The following is an 18,948-nucleotide window of genomic DNA, read 5'->3' on the forward strand; positions in this document are numbered from 1 at the left end:
AAAATGCACAAATGAAGATTGAACATGAATTGAATATGAAAAGAAAACAAAAGAACGTGTCATTATACATGACACGTCCTCGGTTTAAGACGTATGATTAGCTTCACTAGGAGCTGGATTAACATTCAAAAGGGACTCAAGCGCGAAGGCAAGTCGGAAGCGCAGGCTCTCCATCGGGTCCTTAATGTTCCTGCCGGTCAGTTTCTCGCATTTTTCCAACCTATAGATCACTGTATTGCGATGTACGAACAGCTCTTTGGCTGTATCAACGATCTGGCAATGATTCTCATAGAAAGAGGACAAGGTTTTCATAAGCTCGTTACGCTCATTTGGATCTCGGTCAGCGAAGGCCTTAAAGGTTTCGTGATGGAACTGCAGCATCTCATGATGGGGAATCATGCGCAGCAGACGGCTTATATCCATGGTTTGATAGGAGTGAGCGAAGCGGGTCTTTCGCATCTGATAGCCGGATTGGAGCGCCTTGACTGCCTCCTTATAGGAGAGTCCGATATCCAATACGTTTGTGTAGGGATTACCTATTCCGAAGGATAAGCTGAGTTGCGACTCTGTATACAGACTGCTCGCGATCCGCTCAAGCTGCTGAACAACGGTATGTTCGTCCCAAGACGATTCGGCCAAAAAGACGAGTATGCCGAACTGGTCGTTCTTAGTGAACATGACAAAGGAGAGATCCAATCGGGCGAATTCCTGTTTAATCAGCTCATAATTAGCGTCTCGTTCCGAGATGAAACGCTCTCCCCCAGAGGGAGTAGAGTTCTGCTTAGGTATGTCCGCTAAGGATTCATCCTTTTTGGCGATGATGAGAACAGAACTCCCTTTGGCTTGCAGCCCATATTTCTTGCCGCGATGTAGCGCTTCTTGTTCCGAACGAATGAAGCCCTGAATGAGATCGGAGAAATATTCATTTTTGTAACGGCGGGAGCGTTCCTTGACGGCTTGTTTCTTGGTTAACTCCAGGCCGATCACATTGACGGCTTGCTCCAGTGCCAGAGTGGAGAGTTTAGAGCTTGCGGAACTCTCGTATAGTGCGATCAAATAACCCTCGTGCCGATCCGTGAAGATGGGATGAAGCTCAGCATGTCGATATTTATCAGCAGTAAGTAGACAGATCGAGATTGCGGTGTGGAAGGAAGGGGACTCATCTATAAAAGTCAGTAAGGGCGCGGCGAGAGACTGGTGATCCATCTGTTGTGCATAATGGGAGCTTGCCGTAATCTGTTTCTTCGAACCAAGCAGAAGTACAGGTGAGGATAGCAACTGAGACAATGTATCTACGATGGATGGTATGCCTTTTCCCTGCATCACCATCGTGGAAAATTGCTTGTGAATAGACAAGGCGTAGTGTAGCTCATGGGTTTTGTTCTGGAGGATGGCACTGATCGAATGTTGAAATATCTCACCGAGTGTATTGTCTATCTCAGACAGCTCGATGATTGGGAAGCCTAGTCTGTCGGCTATCTCAAGCAGTTGCGGAGATAATTCAAGAGAGAAACGCTGTGTCTTGACAGCAAGCGCTGCACAACCAATTGCATGCATGTCTGTAATGAATGCAAGATGAGCATCGGGACGATCTTTTAGGATATAACCGTTCGTCAGCAGCATATCCCCTGGCTTCAGGAATTGGACAATATCTGGTGCGTCCATAATATTAATCGATTGCACCAAGCGATCAAGGCCACGATGCCCGGCAATGACCTTTGCTTTGGAGAGAATGGGGATAGTCAATAACTGTCGCAGATCCATCTTTAACCCACTCGCTTTCATAATGATATGTTATAAAATCTAACATTAAGTGAGGTGGGCGTAAAGAAGAGTTTGGATAAAGAGGCTAAAAGATAGATGTAAACAAATTTCTCATAAATATAAAAACTTTCCAATAATTCAATGCGTTATACTAAATAGATCTCAAAGAAAATTTGATCACTATTACCAACTCTATCACTAAAAAGGAGTTCTCAATCCATGAAACGAAAAGGATTAGTATCGCTTTTACTTGCCAGTGTTGTTGCTGGTTCTATTTTAGTAGCATCGACTACAACTGCGGAAAGAGTCGTAGCCCAAACTCCGATGGAAGCAGCAACGGAGTACTTTCAGGCTTACATTGCTAGGGATGTTGAAGGAATGATGTTCTATTCTAAAGATACAAATTATTTGGATGAGAAAAGTCGTGAAGAAGGATATGTGAAGGATTTTAAAACCAATCCAACTACAGGGTATGAAATTGTGGAAAGCAAACAAATCAATACGGATGAAGTTCAACTTTACGTAGTTCAAAAGTATGCAGGACAAGACTACGAACAGTCACCACCACTCCCGTATAAAATTTTCAAAAGCGAAAATGGATGGAAGGTTTTGGTAGAGCTACTAGAAATCAATACATTGACAGGTGAAATCACTAAAGGTACACCGATTCACGCTTTGCAGTATACAGATCATTAGTTGTGATTGTGAAAAGTGATTCCGAGGAATAAATTTATCAGAAATTAAGCTCGGAAAGGCGGTGTAGCAATGCCAGCGACCTGGACATTTAATGCGAACAAAATGAGATATTCTCCCATTTAAGAAACATTCTTATACAGGGGGATGGTTGTACAATGAAAATTTCAGATCGACTATTAAGACAATATTTAGATCACGTTTATTGGATATGTGGAGGCCCTTGCGGCGGCAAAAGCACGATGACTAATTTACTTTCTTCAAAATGGGATATGAATTATTATTCTTCAGATGACCACACTTTCGATTATCAAAAAAAGGCTAATCCGCAGGATCATCCAGCAATTTTGCGACACTTCATTGATTGGGAATGGTTCTTTTTAGGGCGTGGGAACGATAGAAGTCACTGGTTAAATTCAGTGTTTGATGAAAGCGTTGAGTTTATTATTTTGGATTTGTTACAGATGGGGAAAGAGAAGCCAATCGTAGTAGATACTTTTATGGAACCTGCTTATCTAAGGGAGATTGTTAACCCCAACCGAGTTGTTTATATGTTTGCAGAAGATGACCTAGTTCGAGCGGAGTATTTGGATCGGGATCATCTGAGAGGCATGGAGGGTTTGTTCCCTAGTTTATCAGATCCACAACGTGCACGGGAAGAAACATTAAACACGGTGGTTAGAGCATCGAATCATTACCTGCAACAAGCAGAGCAGTATCAATTAAAATGGTTTATGAGAACATCTCAGTCTAATAAAGATCAGATGTTACTGGAAGTTGAAAAGCATTTCGGTTTTTGATGATACTGAAGTGTCAAATTATATTCGTCGTCATTTGTTACACTAAAAGTATACGGTAACTCAATAAACCTCAGACAGCAGTCGATCAGCTTGTGAGCTGCACCCCATTTGTTAAACACGACTAACAATGGAGGTACAGTTCACGTGATCGGTTGTTTTTGTTCAGCTAAAGGACAGTTTAGTTCAATGAATGAGCTAGAATAAAGAAAATATATAAATAAATCGAGGTAAGAAGTTGAAAACAAAGAAAAGCATGAGACAGATTTGCCCAAAGTGTGGCTACGAGAAATGTGTTCCCAAACTGTATATCGATAATCCAAAATATCCTTCTGGTTCAATTTTAAGATGTAAGCAGTGTAAATCACTTTTCTCGCTAAGAGATGGAGGATGGACCTTTTGGAAAGAGTGGGAATGAACTAACGGGAAGGTTACGTTATTGGTAAATCAGCAAAATTATATACTTGACTCTAAAGTGCTAAGGTGGGTATCATTTCCATATATTGATGATTAGGAGAATGACAGATGTTAATTCAAGAATTAAAACAATCTCACCATCATGAAAAGCGTTAATCCATTCCTAAAAAATTTGGGGTGGGTTAACGCTATTCGCGCTCCCCATCCTGTGAGATATGAACGCGCAGGACTAAGGTCTAGCGCGTTTTTTTATTTTTTTTACAAAAGAAATGGAGGAGTAAAAATGGCAATCGTGACAGATTCAAAAGGTAACATTTTTTTGGAATTTATTCGTATCGAATACGATAAGGTCATTACAAGCACACTGGATGCTCCACTAACACATGCTCTAATTGTGGTGAAGTGCCAAGGAAAATATCTATTCATGCATAATAAGTGGAGAAACAACTGGGAACTTCCAGGTGGTATTATTGAAGCTGGAGAGAATGCGGAACAATGTGTAATTAGAGAATTGTTTGAGGAAACCAATCAAAATATGGATACGGCTGAATTCAAAGGGCTAATGAAGTTTAGACTCCAGCCAAGTTTTCATGGACCCGAACGGACGGAGTATGGAGCTCTGTTCATGGGTGAATTGTGCCAACTTGATGATTTTGTTGAAAACGATGAAGCTTCTTCAATTATCCTTTGGGATGGTACATCGGAGATTGGTGATATCGCAGAAATAGATAAGAAGTTAATTGAATTCGTGTGATACATGATTGAACTAACAGTAAATGATAGTTCAGGGAAACCAAGGAACAAATTGAGCAACCCTTTCTATACATCATTCGTTAGAGTATGAGAGAGGTGATACGAAATTATTAAAATGAGTAATAGCATCTTAATGTTGGTATTAGCGGTATCCATGACAATAGCTGGGTGTTCATCAACCGATAAAAATGAGGATAATGTTACTGAACGTGTAGTAGCAACTGATTTTATTCTCGAAGTCACAACACCAACAGTTTTAAGTACGGGTGAGACATTGAAAGTAAAAGGAACATTAAAATATACAGGTATTAAACCTGTTGAAGTAACCCATGGAAAACCTATCATTCGTTTTTCCTTCTCCGGTAGTAACGAGCAGCGTAATTATGCGGATGTGGGATATGTAACTGAGTTTAAGTTAGGTCAAGTGGTTGAGGTTGAAGATGAGTTTATAGTAACCAAAAAAGGGAAACAAAATCTCATTGTGGATATGACCGCGGATATCTCTATGACCATGAACCCAATTGAAATTGTTGTGAAGTAATTTCAGCAAAATTGAACTGACAGCAAACGTTAACTCAAATGAAATGTTCACAAAAATAGTGCCTAATAAACTCAATAAAATTGATAAAAAACCTCCCGTCCCACGGAGCATCTGGGATTGGGAGGTTTTGATTATAGTGCTAATTCAACGTTTATCGTACAAACCATCCAGTGGGCTGAGGGGCTACGTCTGCGGTATCTCGTAAATCATGGACTTTGACATTACTGCCATAGATCATGGAATCGCTACTCAGTCGGAATGAAGGGAAACTGTGCTCGGATTGCAGACGCAGAGAGGGTTCAAAGTAAATCTGCTGCTGTTTGTTGATTACAAAGGGAAGCGACCCCGCTTCTACGGTAACATCATCGCTATCCGGTTCGTTTAAGATCAGAAGTACCGCAATTCCGTCACAACCGCATCCATCGGTATCATAAAACAATTTGAAATAGCCTGGTCGATCTCCCAGCTTTTCAGTAAGTCTTGCTTCTGCCAGCGGACTGACTTGAATGATCATGACGTCGTTCACACTCCTCTAATCTCCATTGAATTCGCTTACATTTTAATATATGGACCATAAACGCAGATTAGAAGGTGAAATAAAGAAAAGCATACATGTACTGTAAAAATATGGACGCTAATGCGTAATGCAACGAACCATTCACGTATGAATGTCATACCCGGAACTTCTATGGGTTCAGTGTGAAATCATTCGCCCGACACTGAAACCCATTTCATCGCCATTCCTTATCTGGTATGATAAGCAGGGAAAATAGGGAAAATTAGAGAAAAAGGAAGGTTCCGCTATGACACCGATCACCATATACGACATCGCCAAAGAAGCAAATGTATCTGTAGCGACGGTCTCCCGGGTACTGAATGATACGGCACCTGTGCGTGCAAGCACCCGAGAGAAGATTATGTCCATCATTGAAAAGCACCAGTTTCAGCCCAATGCGCAGGCGCGCAGTCTGATCAAGAAAGAGACGGGTACCATCGCCATCATCCTGCCGGACATTACGAATCCCTTCTTCCCGGAAGTGTTCTGGGGAGCGGAGAATGAGGCTCGCGGATTGGGGTATACCTTCTTTCTGTGCAATACCGCAGGTGACTACAACAGGGAATCTGAATATTTGTCCATCCTGCGAGAGAAGCGGGTAGACGGGATTATTTTCCTCGGCGGGCGAATTAACATGCAAGTCTGTCCGGATGACATGGCTCAGGAATTGATTGATATGGGCAAGCGTATGCCAATTGTACTGGTCAATGGCAATATTGCCAAAGGCGGGTTCCACCGGGTATACACGGATGAGGGGGCAGGGGCAGCCCTTGCAGCTGAGCATTTGCTTGAATTGGGGCATCGGGATATCGCCTTTGTTGGCGGTCTGAAAGAGTTGTCCACCACCATGGTCAAGGTCAGAGCTGTGCAGAAGAAACTTCGGGAGCATGGGCTCGAAATACCGAAAGAACGGCAATTGCTCGGCAGCTTCTCCATCGACGATGGCAAACGGGAGATGTCCAAACTGCTGGATCGTGACAATCCACCCACCGCAGTCATCTGCGTTAATGACAACACAGCGATTGGTGCGATCAAGTCAACGATTGAGCATGGGCTCTCGATTCCGAAGGATATATCCATTGTGGGATTCGATGATACACCGCTCGCCAGTGCCGTTATACCGGAACTGACAACCGTATCCCAGAACACGTATCAGCTTGGCAAACAGGCTGTGGATGTGCTGCATGAGCTGATTAATCAAGGCAAACCGAAGAAGCAGATCATTCTGCAACCGGAGCTGATTGTGCGTCAAAGTACAGGACCTGCTGCAAGATAAAGGGTCTGTAATTGGAAAAGAAAGCGTTGACATTTCCTCGAAGGGTGAAATATAATGAGTGCGTGAATGAAACCCCTTTCATAAAGTGGAACGGGTTTTATGTTTCAGCTTAATGAAACCCATTTCATGAAACGGGTTTCAGTGTAGTCATCCATTCATTATATCAAGGGGGCGTAACGTATGAGAAGAAGTCTAAAGGTCATTTCGTTATTGATGCTGGTCATGGTAATGGGTCTGACAGCCTGTAGCAGCGGGAGTAAAAATGGTTCTTCCGGCGAGTCCGGTGGCAAGGTGGATCTGAGCATGACCATCTGGGGCTCGGAGGATGAGAAGAAGATTTATCAGGAACGACTCGACATTGTGAAACAGACGTATCCCGATATTAACGTGAAGCTGAACGTGGTTGCAGGGGATTATGACCAGAAGGTACAGACCATGATCGCCGGAGGAACGGCACCGGACATCATGATGATTGCCGAGAACTATCAGGCTTACGCCTCCAAGAATCAGATTATACCGCTGGATGACATGATTCAAGCGAACAATGTGAATATGTCCGAGCGTTATTCCGATGATATCGCAAACCTGATGAAGTATGATGGCAAACAATTTGGTTTGCCGGATCGGGCAGGTGCGATGGTCCTCTTTTATAACAAAGATCTGTTCGACAAGGCTGGGGTGGAGTACCCAACCAAAGATTGGACGCAGGATGATCTGATGGCGGCAGCTCAGAAGCTGACGGTGAAGGAGAATGGCAAAACGGTTCAATGGGGTTACTATCCGGGTAGCTGGTGGCCGCAATGGATGCAGCTGATCTACCAGAACGGTGGCTCGCTGTTCGATGAGAGTGGCAAACCAACCTTCAATACAGAGCCTGTGCGGAAAGCATTACAATTCATGAATGATCTGACCTTCACACACGGTGCGGGACCAACGCCAACCGAGATTGCCGACATGGGGAATATCGGAGCTGATCCGCTGTTCGCTCAAGGCAAGATCGCCATGGAAACGACAGGGTTCTGGAACATCGGTTCACTTGCCAAGGTGGAAGGAATTAATTGGGATATCTCTCCGGTATGGGGCGAAACAAACGCATTCTTCAACGGGTTAACGATTACCAACGCTTCCAAACACAAGGAAGAAGCATTCAAAGTCATCGAAGCACTGACCACACCGGAAGCACAGATGCCAATGGTCAAAGCCGGTCAGGATGCTCCTGCAACCAAAGCAGGTCTGTCCAGTGATGAATTCCTGAATGCTGAATACGGCGGCAAAAAAATCAACATGGCTGCGTTCAGTGAATCAACGATCTATGCAGAACCGTTCAACCCGCAATGGAACGAAATGATGAAGCTCATTAACGATAAGCTGGGTGTGTATTTTAACAACAAAGCCTCGCTTGATGATACCGTAACCGAAATTCAGAGTGGTCTGGAAAGACTCTACAAATAGAGGATTTTTCTGAACATGCACAAATAGCAGCGACAGCAGGACAGGTGGAATCGGCGAGAATGCGGGTTCCATCTGCTCTCTGCGTCATGGGAGGGCTTAACGTGAGAAAAAAGGACGGGAAATGGTTCTACATCTTCATCTCGCCTTGGCTGATCGGATTTCTGGGGCTGACTCTGGGTCCGATCCTGTTTTCCATCTATATGAGCTTCACGAATTGGGATCTGTTCCAGTCCCCTGAATTCATCGGTATCGACAATTACAAAACATTACTGACCGATGATCCGATCTTCTGGAAATCCGTCGGCAATACATTCTTCTATGCATTGATATCCATTCCACTGGGCATGTCGATCTCGCTCTGGATTGCATATTACCTCAACAAGAAAATCAAAGGGATCACCTTCTTCCGTATTCTGTTCTATCTGCCTTCCGTTGTTCCGGTGGTTGCGAGTTCATTGCTCTTCATCCACTTGCTTGCGCCAACTGAAGGTTTGATCAACCAGGCACTTGCGATCTTCGGTATTCAGGGTCCTGCTTGGCTTCTTGATCCTAACTGGGTTAAGCCTGCATTGATTCTCATGTCCTTATGGGGTGTGGGCGGTGGCGTGGTATTGCTGCTTGCAGGGATGAAAGGCATTCCACAGGAACTGTACGAGGCCGCTGCCATCGATGGGGCGAAAAGTACACAATCGTTCTTCCATATTACATTCCCGATGTTGACTCCCGTCATTTTCTTCAATCTCGTGACCGGAATGATTGGAGCGCTCCAGACCTTCGCGCAGGTATTTATCGTCACTGCCGGGGGACCTGACAATTCAAGTCAGATGGTTGTTCCCTATTTGTTCCAGAATGCGTTCCAATTCTACAAAATGGGATATGCATCGGCGATTGCCTGGGTACTATTCATCATCATCATGGCGTTGACACTCGTTGTATTCCGTTCATCGGCGCTATGGGTGCACTACGAGGAGGGAAAAGCCAATGAGTAATCCATCGACTGTGGAGAAGACGATATCCTATATTTTTCTGATTCTGGTCGGGGTGCTGCTTGCTTCGCCTTTCCTGTACATGATCTCCATTGCACTGGCAAGTGACGCAACAACCGTCAAATCAGCCTTTACCTTCGTTCCAATGGAGTTCCAATGGTCGAACTTTTATACCATCTTCACGAATAACAATCTTGGCACGTATCTCAAAAACTCGGTCATCATAACCGTCTTTACGATTGTCGGATCGGTATTATCAGCTTCGATCGTATCCTACGGCTTTGCCCGAATCAAGGCAAAAGGCAGCCGTTTCCTGTTTATTGTGTTGCTCAGTACGATGATGATTCCGGGTGAGGTGACGATGGTACCACAGTTCATCATCTTCCGTCACTTGGACTGGATTAATACATTTTACCCACTGATCGTACCGAGTTTCTTCGCCGGAGCGTTCAACGTATTCCTGATTCGGCAGTTTGTCATGAGTATTCCAAAATCACTGGATGAAGCCGCCATGATCGATGGTATGGGACACCCGGGAATCTACTGGAAGATCATTATGCCACTGACTTATCCGATACTTGCTGCCATTGCGATCTTCTCATTCTCCTATAACTGGGGGAACTTCATGGGGCCGCTCATCTATATCAATGATCCGGAGAAAATGCCGCTGGCACTCGGCGTGCAGCTGTTGACTACGGTAGGTGGCGGACAGATGCCGCCTTGGAACCTTGTCATGATCGCTTCCTTGTTCCTCACCATTCCGATGGTGCTGGTCTATCTCTTCGGACAGCGTTATGTCTATGAGGCTAACATTAGCGGCGGAAGCAGTGGAATCAAGTAACACAGATGGTGCCTGAGTGTGTGTCTATGTTTTGAATTTAACGTTCAAGGTCAACGGAGTCATCAACGTACATGGAGAAAGGATTGTTTAGCCCATGGCGCATAAAGAACAACGCAGCAGGAGCAAACGGAGTTATATCCTCATGGGGGTAGCCCTGATTGCCCTGCTGGCAGGAGGAGGAATTGTTATCAATCATTTTGCCAATGAATCATCCAAAACACTTGTATTCCAAGAGGAACCGGTACGTTTGAAGCTGGATCAGTCCTATGATCATTTTGAAGGTTGGGGCACGTCACTTGCCTGGTGGGCCAACGATCTTGGCGGATGGAAGGATCAGGCGAAGGTTAGTGAAGTGATGGATCTGGTCTTTGATCCGGAGAAAGGATTAGGGCTGAACATCGTTCGTTATAATATCGGCGGTGAGGAAAATCCAGAGATGAAAGCCCTCCGTCCCGGCGGGGATGTACCTGGCTTCCAGCCTGAACCTGGAGAGTGGGACTGGGATGCTGATGCAGGTCAGCGGGCTGTATTACAAGGCTCGATGGAGCGCGGCGTGAACATTGCCGAAGCATTCTCCAATTCACCACCTTACTGGATGACGATCAGTGGATCCGTTACCGGAGCTGTGGATGGCAGCAATAATCTGCGTGACGATCAGTATGATGCATTTGCCGATTATCTGACCGAAGTTGTGAAGCATTATCGGGACGATTGGGGGATCACCTTCCGCACACTGAATCCGCTCAATGAACCTTCCTCCGACTGGTGGAAGAAGGGCAATATGCAGGAAGGCAGTCATTTTACGAATGAGAAACAGGCCGAGATTATCAAGAAAGTTGCTGCATCGTTGAAGAGCAAAGGACTGGACGGAACCGTCATTAGTGCCGCAGACGATAACAGCATTGATGAGACGGTGTTTAATTTCAACCTCTATGATCAGGACACGCTGGACGTAATCCAGCAGATCAATACCCACTCCTATAATGGTAGCAAAATGGAAGAGCTGCGCACATTGGCAGAACGCCAGGGTAAGAAGCTGTGGATGTCCGAGTACGGAACAGGCGGCAGCGAGCCGCACAGTCATGAGGATATGACCTCGGTGCAAGAGTTGGCAGAGCGAATCATGTTTGATCTGAAAATCATGCAGCCATCCGCCTGGGTATACTGGCAGGCCGTTGAAGATGAAGGGGCCAATAATAATTGGGGCTTCATTCATGCCAATTTCAACGGAGAAGAGCAGTACGAGATGACCAAACAGTATTATGGTATGGCTCAGTTTACAAAGTTCATTCGTCCCGGCGCGACGATTATTCCAACGGATGGTGGACGCACGCTGGCTGCCTATGACGCAGAACGTCAGAGACTGGTGCTGGTGATTCGTAACGAATTGTCAGCGGGTACAACAGCGTTTGAACTGGAAGGGTATGCGTACGGAAAATCATCCACCGCTCAGGTGTATCAGACTTCACGGGATCGGAACTTGGAACAGCTTGAAGACATTCCGGTGTATGCCAACGGACTTGAAGTGCCCACGGCCGACAACTCCATTACAACCGTTGTACTGGAAGGTGTGACGTTGCAGGGGAACTGATAGCAGCACTCGGAAGGTTGTTCGGTCATCTGAGTGCTGGTGTAAATATGAACAATATCATTTTGAACTAATCATTTACACAGAAACGAAGAGGACAGAAATAACTTGAAGAAGCGGAGCGTGCGCCTACAAGCTTTCTGCAAGAAAGCTACATCGGAAGCATACGCTATCCCCGGATTTTCCCTTTGAGAAAAGGGAATCAAAAAAATCTGGGGATAACAGCGATTGGAAGGTTATTCTGTCATCGAAGTGCCAGTGTAAATATTCATTAGTTGAACTTATATTTTAAATGAACAACAGGACATATGAACCTAAATAAAGAGAAGGAGGGGATAACTTTGACAGAGAAAGCATCCCTTTTGCTGCAGGAACAGGAGAAGAACATCGCCAGGGCTGAGAATGGTGTTCAATCTGAATTAACATACGATGCACGCAGCTTTTTCCTAAACGGAGAGCGTATATTTCTGAACAGTGCCACGATCCATTATTTCCGTATGCCGAAGGAAGAATGGCGTGAGGTTCTGATGAAGGCGAAGCTGGCAGGCATGAATTGCATCGACACCTACTTTGCGTGGAATGTGCATGAACCGGAAGAAGGACAGTGGTCCTTTGAAGGGGACAACGATTGCGGAGCATTTCTGGATTTATGCGCAGAACTGGGCATGTGGGTCATCGCGCGTCCGGGTCCGTTTATCTGTGCAGAATGGGATTTTGGCGGTTTTCCATACTGGCTTGGTACAAAGGACGGCGTGAAATTCCGGGAAAATAATGAGACGTATTTGCACTATGTGAATTTGTATTTTGACCGACTTGTGCCGATCATTCGGAAACGCCAGCTGTCTGCCGGGGGTACGGTCATTCTCGTGCAGGTGGAGAATGAGTACGGGTATTTGATGGATGACGCTGCTGCAAGTGACCATATGAATACGCTGAGGGATGGATTGTTGCAACGTGGCATTGACGCTACGCTGATCACTTGCGTTGGCGGGGCGGAAGGCACAATTGAAGGGGCTAATTTCTGGTCAGGTGCTGACGGGCATTATGAGAAACTTCGAGCCAAACAGCCGAACACCCCAAAGATGGTCACGGAATTCTGGACCGGATGGTTCGAGAATTGGGGAGGACCTGCGGCCATTCAGAAGACAGCGCCTTTACTGGAGAGACGCATCATGGAGATCCTGCGTGCCGGGTATACCGGAATCAGTCACTACATGTTCTATGGTGGCACGAACTTTGGTGGATATGGCGGCAGAACGATGGGTAGCAGTGACATCTTCATGATTACGTCCTATGACTATGATGCACCGCTGAACGAATATGGACGGGTGACACCGAAATATGCAGTAACCAAGAATTTGTCCTATTTCGTCCATGCTTTCGGGGCCCTTCTGATGGAAACAGAGGAAATTCCAGAAGAACAGATCGTTGTACGTCATCCTGAAGGCATATCTGTACGAGGCAGACAGGCTAACAACCAGCAGATTTGGTTCCTGGAGAGTCACAAGGATGAACGCGAGACAGTGCACATTACGTTGGAAGAAGGGCGAACTCTTCCGGTATCGGTGAATCCGGGACAGATTGTTCCGTTGCTGGATCGAGTACAGATTGCTGAACACGTATACCTGACTGTGGGTACGATGATTACGGGCAATGAAATGATAAACGGAGAATTGACCCTGTTCATCGTGGCCGCTGCGGGACAGCGGTCTGTTGTTGAACTGGAAGCCGGGGCACTAAACGTCACGGGCAGTACGATGCAAGTGCTAGTTGAGCATGATTCAGCAAGGAACGTATACCGCTTCGATCTGTTCCATTTCCAAGAGTCTGGAATGATTCGATTGGAAGCAAACGGTACACCAATCCGTTTCGTCATTCTGGATCAAGAGATGATGAATCGAACATGGCGATTGGAAGCAACAGACCAGAAAGGACTTCGTTATGCGATCGGCTTCGATGACGTAGATGTATTGCCATCTGGTCAGGTCAAGGGCATGATCACTGACCCAGATCGCACAATTACGCTGCTTGGTGACTGGACCGATGGAGAACGGACGTTAACAGGTCACGAGTTCTATGCCAGCGAGAAGTCTATTGCAGGTATGCAGCAGCAGCTTCCATGGACATTACCGAGTGCGCCGACGTTGTCTGATTCTCCTGAGCTGTCACGTATTGCATTAACTGCGAAGCAACGCTCGGCGAGTGGACAACCGGAAGACTTTTCCCGATACGGACAAGATTTTGGTTATCTATTGTACGAATGTGATTTCGAGAGTCCAACCGAAGGGGTCACTAACCTCATTTTGCCGGATATCCAGGATACTGCCAGAATCATCGTTAATGGTGTTCAGCAGGCACTGGTTCGTCAGGTAGGGGCAGCAGGTGTGCAGTTGCAGGTGGCCAAAGGGAAGAATACACTTCAGATTCTGGTACAGCATATGGGCAGATTGAACTTCTCCCCGTATTTAGGTGAGAGCAAAGGTCTGGCTGGTGCTGTGTATCTGGATGGCAAGGTTCAGGATATTCGTCGGGATTGGCGTACGGAGAGTGGAAGTGTTCATCTCGATGAGGTGAACTCTCTCCAAGAATCTCCACTGCTGAGCAGAAGCTTTACGCTGGATGGCATGGATCGGGCGATTCTTGTGGGTGCCTTGAGCAAAGGTCTTTGTATCAATGGCATCGAAGTTCCGATGGAGGGATATCAGGATTGGTTTGCCTTCCAGACGTTAGACATATCCTTGTATATCAAGGCCGGAGAGACGAATACACTGGAAATGCCGTATAGCCGCTCTTCGCTGAATCGACTGGAACTGATCACGTATCCAAGTCAGGGCGAACTGAAGGATTGGCGTATGGCAGGGACGGATGCATTGCTTCCCCAACAATGGGAGAGATACGAGGTAGAACAGGAAGCGCTCCATCCTGGACAGGGATCAATCCAGCGTGCAGGACAGCCTGGTATCGCCTCAGGTGGCAATTGTACTGCCAATCTGGTGACCGTTACCTCGGACGATGGGATCTCAAGTGTTATGGTGAGCGAGAAGGCTCACTCTACATCTGGTACCCTCCGAGCACAAGACTCGTACGGTCAGCCCGTTTGGTACCGCTGGCGTTTCACCAAGCCTACCCTTTCCGAGCATCATAAGGTGAACTTGATGCTTCGCCTGACTGGGATGAGCAAAGGAACCATCCACTTGAACGGACATCATCTGGGTCGTTACTGGCAGATTGGTCCGCAAGAGGATTACAAGATCCCTGTAGCCTGGCTACAGGAAGAGAATGAATTACTTTTGTTCGATGAAGAAGGTAAAACACCAGAACGTGTACGTTTTCTTTTAGATGGGCCATCCCGTTATCCATGGGTTGTGGTGAAGTAGCTCATGTATTGATCTTTAGCTGTCTTATTGATTTAGAGATGCAAGGGAGCGATGACTGGAACGAGATCGTTCGAGTTTGAAGCAGCCATTTATTGTAATGGACCAGGACTAGAAAATAGCAACACATAACGCAAAAGTTTATTTTTACCGCAGTTTTACCCCCTCATTTTCTTAGCCAGATTGACCTGGGTTTGTGAATCTTGGGATTCGGTCTTGGGAGTGAGTTCGGCTAAGGGGATGGGGAACTGTGGTAATCAGGTTTGTGCAATAAGCAGAGGGAACATTTGTGGCACGATTATTTGTAAACGTTTACATATATAAAGAGTGTTCATCCATGATCTGTGAAGGGAGTGATGCTTCATGTAATTGGAATTTGAACAGGTAGTCGTAAGGTGTGTCTATAGAGGTTGACTCCAAGATAACGTGTATTCTGCCATAGGGTATGTTAAGTCTAATTAATTATTCCATTTAATCATGGATAAGGAGATGACCCAATGTTGACGAAGACGGAAGAGGGGATAGGAATAGGAGTAGAAAAGTCCAGCGGTTTCAAGGCCGGAATGATTCTGCTGCTCGGAACATTGCTTCTATTAACGATGTTATTCCCCAATACAGCCAGAGCAGCGACAAGTGTTTATACGATATCCGCCTTTACGAACACAAGTGAGTCCAATATGTATATCTATGAATCGTATAATGCGACCCACTATAGTTTGCTGAAAGGGCCAGCCTATACACCTCCGGCCAATCTGATTCGCGATCCCAGCATCATGAAGCACACAGATGGTCTATATTACGTCGTCTATACCACGAACTGGTCGGGTAACACCATCGGCATCGCCTCCAGCCCGGATAAGGTAAACTGGACATTTGTCCGTAATATTACTTTATCCACACCTACCACAATTGCACACACTTGGGCACCAGAATGGTTCAAAGACAGCAACGGCAGTCTGAACATTATCGTGTCCCTCTCACCAGGTAACTATGAGAATTTCAAACCTTATGTACTCACAGCTTCAGGTAGCAATCTAACATCTACCTCATGGTCTGCCCCTACTGAACTGGCGGGCATTGCTCCCAATTATATCGATACGTTTATCGTGAAGACAGGCTCAACCTATCATGCTTTTACCAAAAACGAGACCACCAAATACATTGAATATGCGACATCCACCTCGCTAACGGGCCCTTATACCTTCAAAGGCACAGGGGATTGGGCAGGTTGGGGATCTTGGGTGGAAGGCCCGGCGCTTGTTCAGCTGGATAATGGTTCATGGCGAATCTACTTTGACGGCTATGCGACACAAAAATATTATTACAGCGACTCTGCTGACAACTTCCAGACTTGGGGTGCCAAGCAAGAGATTGCAGGTCTTACCGGACTGGTCCGGCATATGACCGTATTGAAAGAGTCCGGACAACCGGGTGATATCCGCAAGCTGGAGTCCTTCAATGTGCCTGGCAGCTACATTCGTCACTACAACTATCAGGCGCGGATTGATGCCAATGTCAGTCCGGCGGAGGATGCACAATTCCGTATCGTTCCAGGTCTGTCAAATGCAACAGGCATTTCGTTTGAGTCCATGAATTATCCGGGTTATTTCCTGCGCAATAATAATGGCAACATTACACTCGTGAAAAATGACGGCAGCGCTACGTTCCGAAATGACGCCACATTCAAACGTGTAAATGGACTTGCTAACGCTAGTTGGACATCGTATACCTCGTTTAGTAACCCGAACCTGTACCTGAGACATTATAATAATGTGCTGAAACTGGAAGCTGTCGTTACCGCACTCGATAAGTCAGACGCGACCTTCAGAGAGGTTGCACAATAATAGGTGTTTATTTTCTAAGTTAAACTATACATTTACACATAACGGAGAGGTCAGAAATAACTTGAAGAAGCGAAGCGTGCGCGTTTATCCCCGGATTTTCCCCTTTTTAAGAATAATTAAAAATCTGGGGATAACAGCGATCGGAAAGTTGTTCTGACATCGGAGTGCAAGTGTAAAATGATAAGGAGTGAAGCGGATGAAGTGGTTAAAACGAATGAGCTCGCTGCTGCTGGCAGGAAGTCTGCTAACAGGCAGTTTGGGTGTGGGGACAGAGGTATCTGCTGCGGGAGCCTACACGGCTGTTGCCGATCCATCGAAGCAATATCAGACGATGGAAGGATGGGGGACATCCCTCGCGTGGTGGGGCAAAGTGGTTGGAGAATATTCCAATCGGGATGAGTATGTGGAGAAAATGTTCAACGCAAATACCGGACTGGGTCTGAATATCCTGCGGTACAACATTGGAGGCGGGGATAATCCATCATCCAATATCCTTGAATATCGCAAAGCCGTTCCTGGTTACCAGCCTTCTCCCGGCGTGTATGACTGGAATGCAGATGCAAACCAACGATATATGCTGCAAGCTGCCAAAGCTCAAGGCGTGAATATCATCGAAGCTTTTGCGAATTCCGCACCTTACTGGATGACCATCAGTGGTAATGTGTCCGGTTCGGCCAATGGTGGGAACAACCTCAAGCCCGATTACTACGATGATTTTGCTGATTACTTAACCGAGGTTGTGAAGCATTTTCGGGATAACTGGGGGATCACATTTGATAGCGTAACTCCGCTGAATGAACCGATCTCGACGTGGTGGAAGCAGGGCAATGACCAGGAGGGCATGCATTTTGACCGGGCGGATCAGAACACAATTCTGAGTCAGGTACAAGCTTCGTTGAATGCAAAGGGCCTGTCCACAAAGCTGAGCGCACCGGAAGAATACAGTATCGATGATACTAATGTGTCGTTCAATAGCTATAGCAATGCCGTTAAATCAGCGATCACTCAGATCAACACTCATACGTATGGCGGAAGCAATCGTACTGCTTTGCGCAACACAGCAACGTCTGCGGGCAAACATCTGTGGACCTCGGAATATGGAGATGGGGATGCAAGCGGACTTACGATGTCACGTACCATCCTCAAGGATATTCGCAATATGGGCGCAAGTGGATGGGTGTATTGGCAAGCCGTGGATAGTGCAGAAGGATGGGGATTCTTCAAGAACGTGTTGAACAATACACAAACGACCAGTTACACCGTGAACCAAAAATATTATGTCATGGGCAACTACAGCAAATTTATTCGTCCCGGATACAAGATTATCGGCATGAGTGATGCCAATACCCTTGCAGCCTATGATGCAGCTTCCGGCAAAGTAGTGCTGGTTACAACCAATTCGGAATCGACGGATACAACGGTAACCTATGATCTCAGTCGTTTTACTAACACAGGTACGTCTGCTCAAGTATATCGGACCTCTTCAACAGAGAAGTTGCAGCAACTGACCAATATTTCGGTGCAAAATAAAACCTTTACCGCTACGGCCAAGGCTAACTCGGTCACAACTTACGTCATTTCCGGTGCAACTTACAATGGTGGTACAGGATATGAATCCGGGGCAATCTACAAATTAATCAACCGCAATAGTGGACTTGCACTTGATGTTAACGGTGCTTCTTCTACGGGTGGGGCAACGATCATTCAGTGGAATGATAATGGAGCAGCCAACCAGCAGTGGAAGCTGGAGTCGGCAGGTAACGGATATTACAACATTCACAATGTAGGCAGTGGGCTTTTGCTGGATGTGAATTCGGGTTCCACACAAGGCGGAGCCGCTCTGATTCAGTGGCAGGATAACGGGGGCAACAATCAACAATGGCTGCCAATTGATGTGGGAGGATATGTGGTACTTGCGAATCGAAACAGTGGCCTGACGGTTGACATCAATCAAGGTTCTCTGACCGCAGGTGCCTCCACTATTCAGTGGGCCGACAATGGCGGGGCCAATCAGCAATGGAGCCTAGTCAAAGTTAATTAGTGTGAGTACGCATGAATTAAACGTT

Annotated in this window: 14 protein-coding genes; 12 read left to right on the forward strand and 2 right to left on the reverse strand. The window is 46.1% G+C overall.

Going from position 1 to position 18,948, the window contains the following annotated elements:
- Positions 1 to 84: 84 nt before the first annotated feature.
- Complete coding sequence (locus AC6CIF_RS13320; protein ID WP_498199993.1) at positions 85 to 1,764, reverse strand: PucR family transcriptional regulator; 1,680 nt, start codon at positions 1,762 to 1,764, stop codon at positions 85 to 87.
- A 219-nt stretch (positions 1,765 to 1,983) separates the two neighbouring features.
- On the opposite strand from AC6CIF_RS13320, the gene AC6CIF_RS13325 reads away from it, so the two are divergent.
- From AC6CIF_RS13325 to AC6CIF_RS13340, 4 genes are all read left to right on the forward strand, one after another.
- Positions 1,984 to 2,460: a hypothetical protein gene (locus tag AC6CIF_RS13325; RefSeq protein WP_076216398.1), complete on the forward strand. Its 477-nt coding sequence runs from the start codon at positions 1,984 to 1,986 to the stop codon at positions 2,458 to 2,460.
- Positions 2,461 to 2,615: 155 nt separating this feature from the next.
- Entirely contained in the window at positions 2,616 to 3,257 is a 642-nt protein-coding gene (locus AC6CIF_RS13330; protein WP_498199994.1) for a hypothetical protein, read from the forward strand.
- 697 nt (positions 3,258 to 3,954) lie between these two features.
- On the forward strand, positions 3,955 to 4,425 hold the full coding sequence (locus tag AC6CIF_RS13335) for an NUDIX domain-containing protein (protein ID WP_076216400.1): 471 nt from the start codon (positions 3,955 to 3,957) through the stop codon (positions 4,423 to 4,425).
- 132 nt (positions 4,426 to 4,557) lie between these two features.
- On the forward strand, positions 4,558 to 4,965 hold the full coding sequence (locus tag AC6CIF_RS13340) for a hypothetical protein (RefSeq protein ID WP_076216401.1): 408 nt from the start codon (positions 4,558 to 4,560) through the stop codon (positions 4,963 to 4,965).
- 151 nt (positions 4,966 to 5,116) lie between these two features.
- Here AC6CIF_RS13340 and AC6CIF_RS13345 read toward each other — a convergent pair whose 3' ends face one another.
- Positions 5,117 to 5,479 carry an iron-sulfur cluster biosynthesis family protein gene (locus tag AC6CIF_RS13345; RefSeq protein ID WP_017687018.1) on the reverse strand — a complete coding sequence of 121 codons (363 nt, stop codon included), beginning with the start codon at positions 5,477 to 5,479 and terminating at the stop codon, positions 5,117 to 5,119.
- A 289-nt stretch (positions 5,480 to 5,768) separates the two neighbouring features.
- Here AC6CIF_RS13345 and AC6CIF_RS13350 point away from each other — a divergent pair, with 289 nt between their 5' ends.
- The 8 genes from AC6CIF_RS13350 to AC6CIF_RS13385 all read left to right on the forward strand — a co-directional run bounded on the left by AC6CIF_RS13350 (position 5,769) and on the right by AC6CIF_RS13385 (position 18,923).
- Positions 5,769 to 6,797 (forward strand): LacI family DNA-binding transcriptional regulator, encoded by a 1,029-nt coding sequence (locus tag AC6CIF_RS13350; protein ID WP_036617286.1) that lies wholly within the window; start codon positions 5,769 to 5,771, stop codon positions 6,795 to 6,797.
- A 180-nt stretch (positions 6,798 to 6,977) separates the two neighbouring features.
- Complete coding sequence (locus AC6CIF_RS13355) at positions 6,978 to 8,249, forward strand: ABC transporter substrate-binding protein (protein ID WP_091027983.1); 1,272 nt, start codon at positions 6,978 to 6,980, stop codon at positions 8,247 to 8,249.
- A gap of 101 nt (positions 8,250 to 8,350) precedes the next feature.
- On the forward strand, positions 8,351 to 9,238 hold the full coding sequence (locus tag AC6CIF_RS13360; RefSeq protein WP_036668619.1) for a carbohydrate ABC transporter permease: 888 nt from the start codon (positions 8,351 to 8,353) through the stop codon (positions 9,236 to 9,238).
- Positions 9,231 to 10,076 carry a carbohydrate ABC transporter permease gene (locus tag AC6CIF_RS13365; RefSeq protein ID WP_017687022.1) on the forward strand — a complete coding sequence of 282 codons (846 nt, stop codon included), beginning with the start codon at positions 9,231 to 9,233 and terminating at the stop codon, positions 10,074 to 10,076. The genes AC6CIF_RS13360 and AC6CIF_RS13365 overlap by 8 nt, the downstream gene beginning before the upstream one ends.
- 94 nt (positions 10,077 to 10,170) lie before the next feature.
- Positions 10,171 to 11,667 carry a glycoside hydrolase family 30 protein gene (locus tag AC6CIF_RS13370; RefSeq protein ID WP_498199995.1) on the forward strand — a complete coding sequence of 499 codons (1,497 nt, stop codon included), beginning with the start codon at positions 10,171 to 10,173 and terminating at the stop codon, positions 11,665 to 11,667.
- 338 nt (positions 11,668 to 12,005) lie between these two features.
- Positions 12,006 to 15,041: a beta-galactosidase gene (locus AC6CIF_RS13375; RefSeq protein ID WP_498199996.1), complete on the forward strand. Its 3,036-nt coding sequence runs from the start codon at positions 12,006 to 12,008 to the stop codon at positions 15,039 to 15,041.
- Between the two features lie 494 nt (positions 15,042 to 15,535).
- Positions 15,536 to 16,882: an AbfB domain-containing protein gene (locus AC6CIF_RS13380; RefSeq protein WP_498199997.1), complete on the forward strand. Its 1,347-nt coding sequence runs from the start codon at positions 15,536 to 15,538 to the stop codon at positions 16,880 to 16,882.
- Between the two features lie 196 nt (positions 16,883 to 17,078).
- On the forward strand, positions 17,079 to 18,923 hold the full coding sequence (locus tag AC6CIF_RS13385; protein ID WP_498199998.1) for an RICIN domain-containing protein: 1,845 nt from the start codon (positions 17,079 to 17,081) through the stop codon (positions 18,921 to 18,923).
- Positions 18,924 to 18,948 lie beyond the last annotated feature (25 nt).

This window comes from Paenibacillus sp. GQ49 (genome assembly GCF_059759055.1).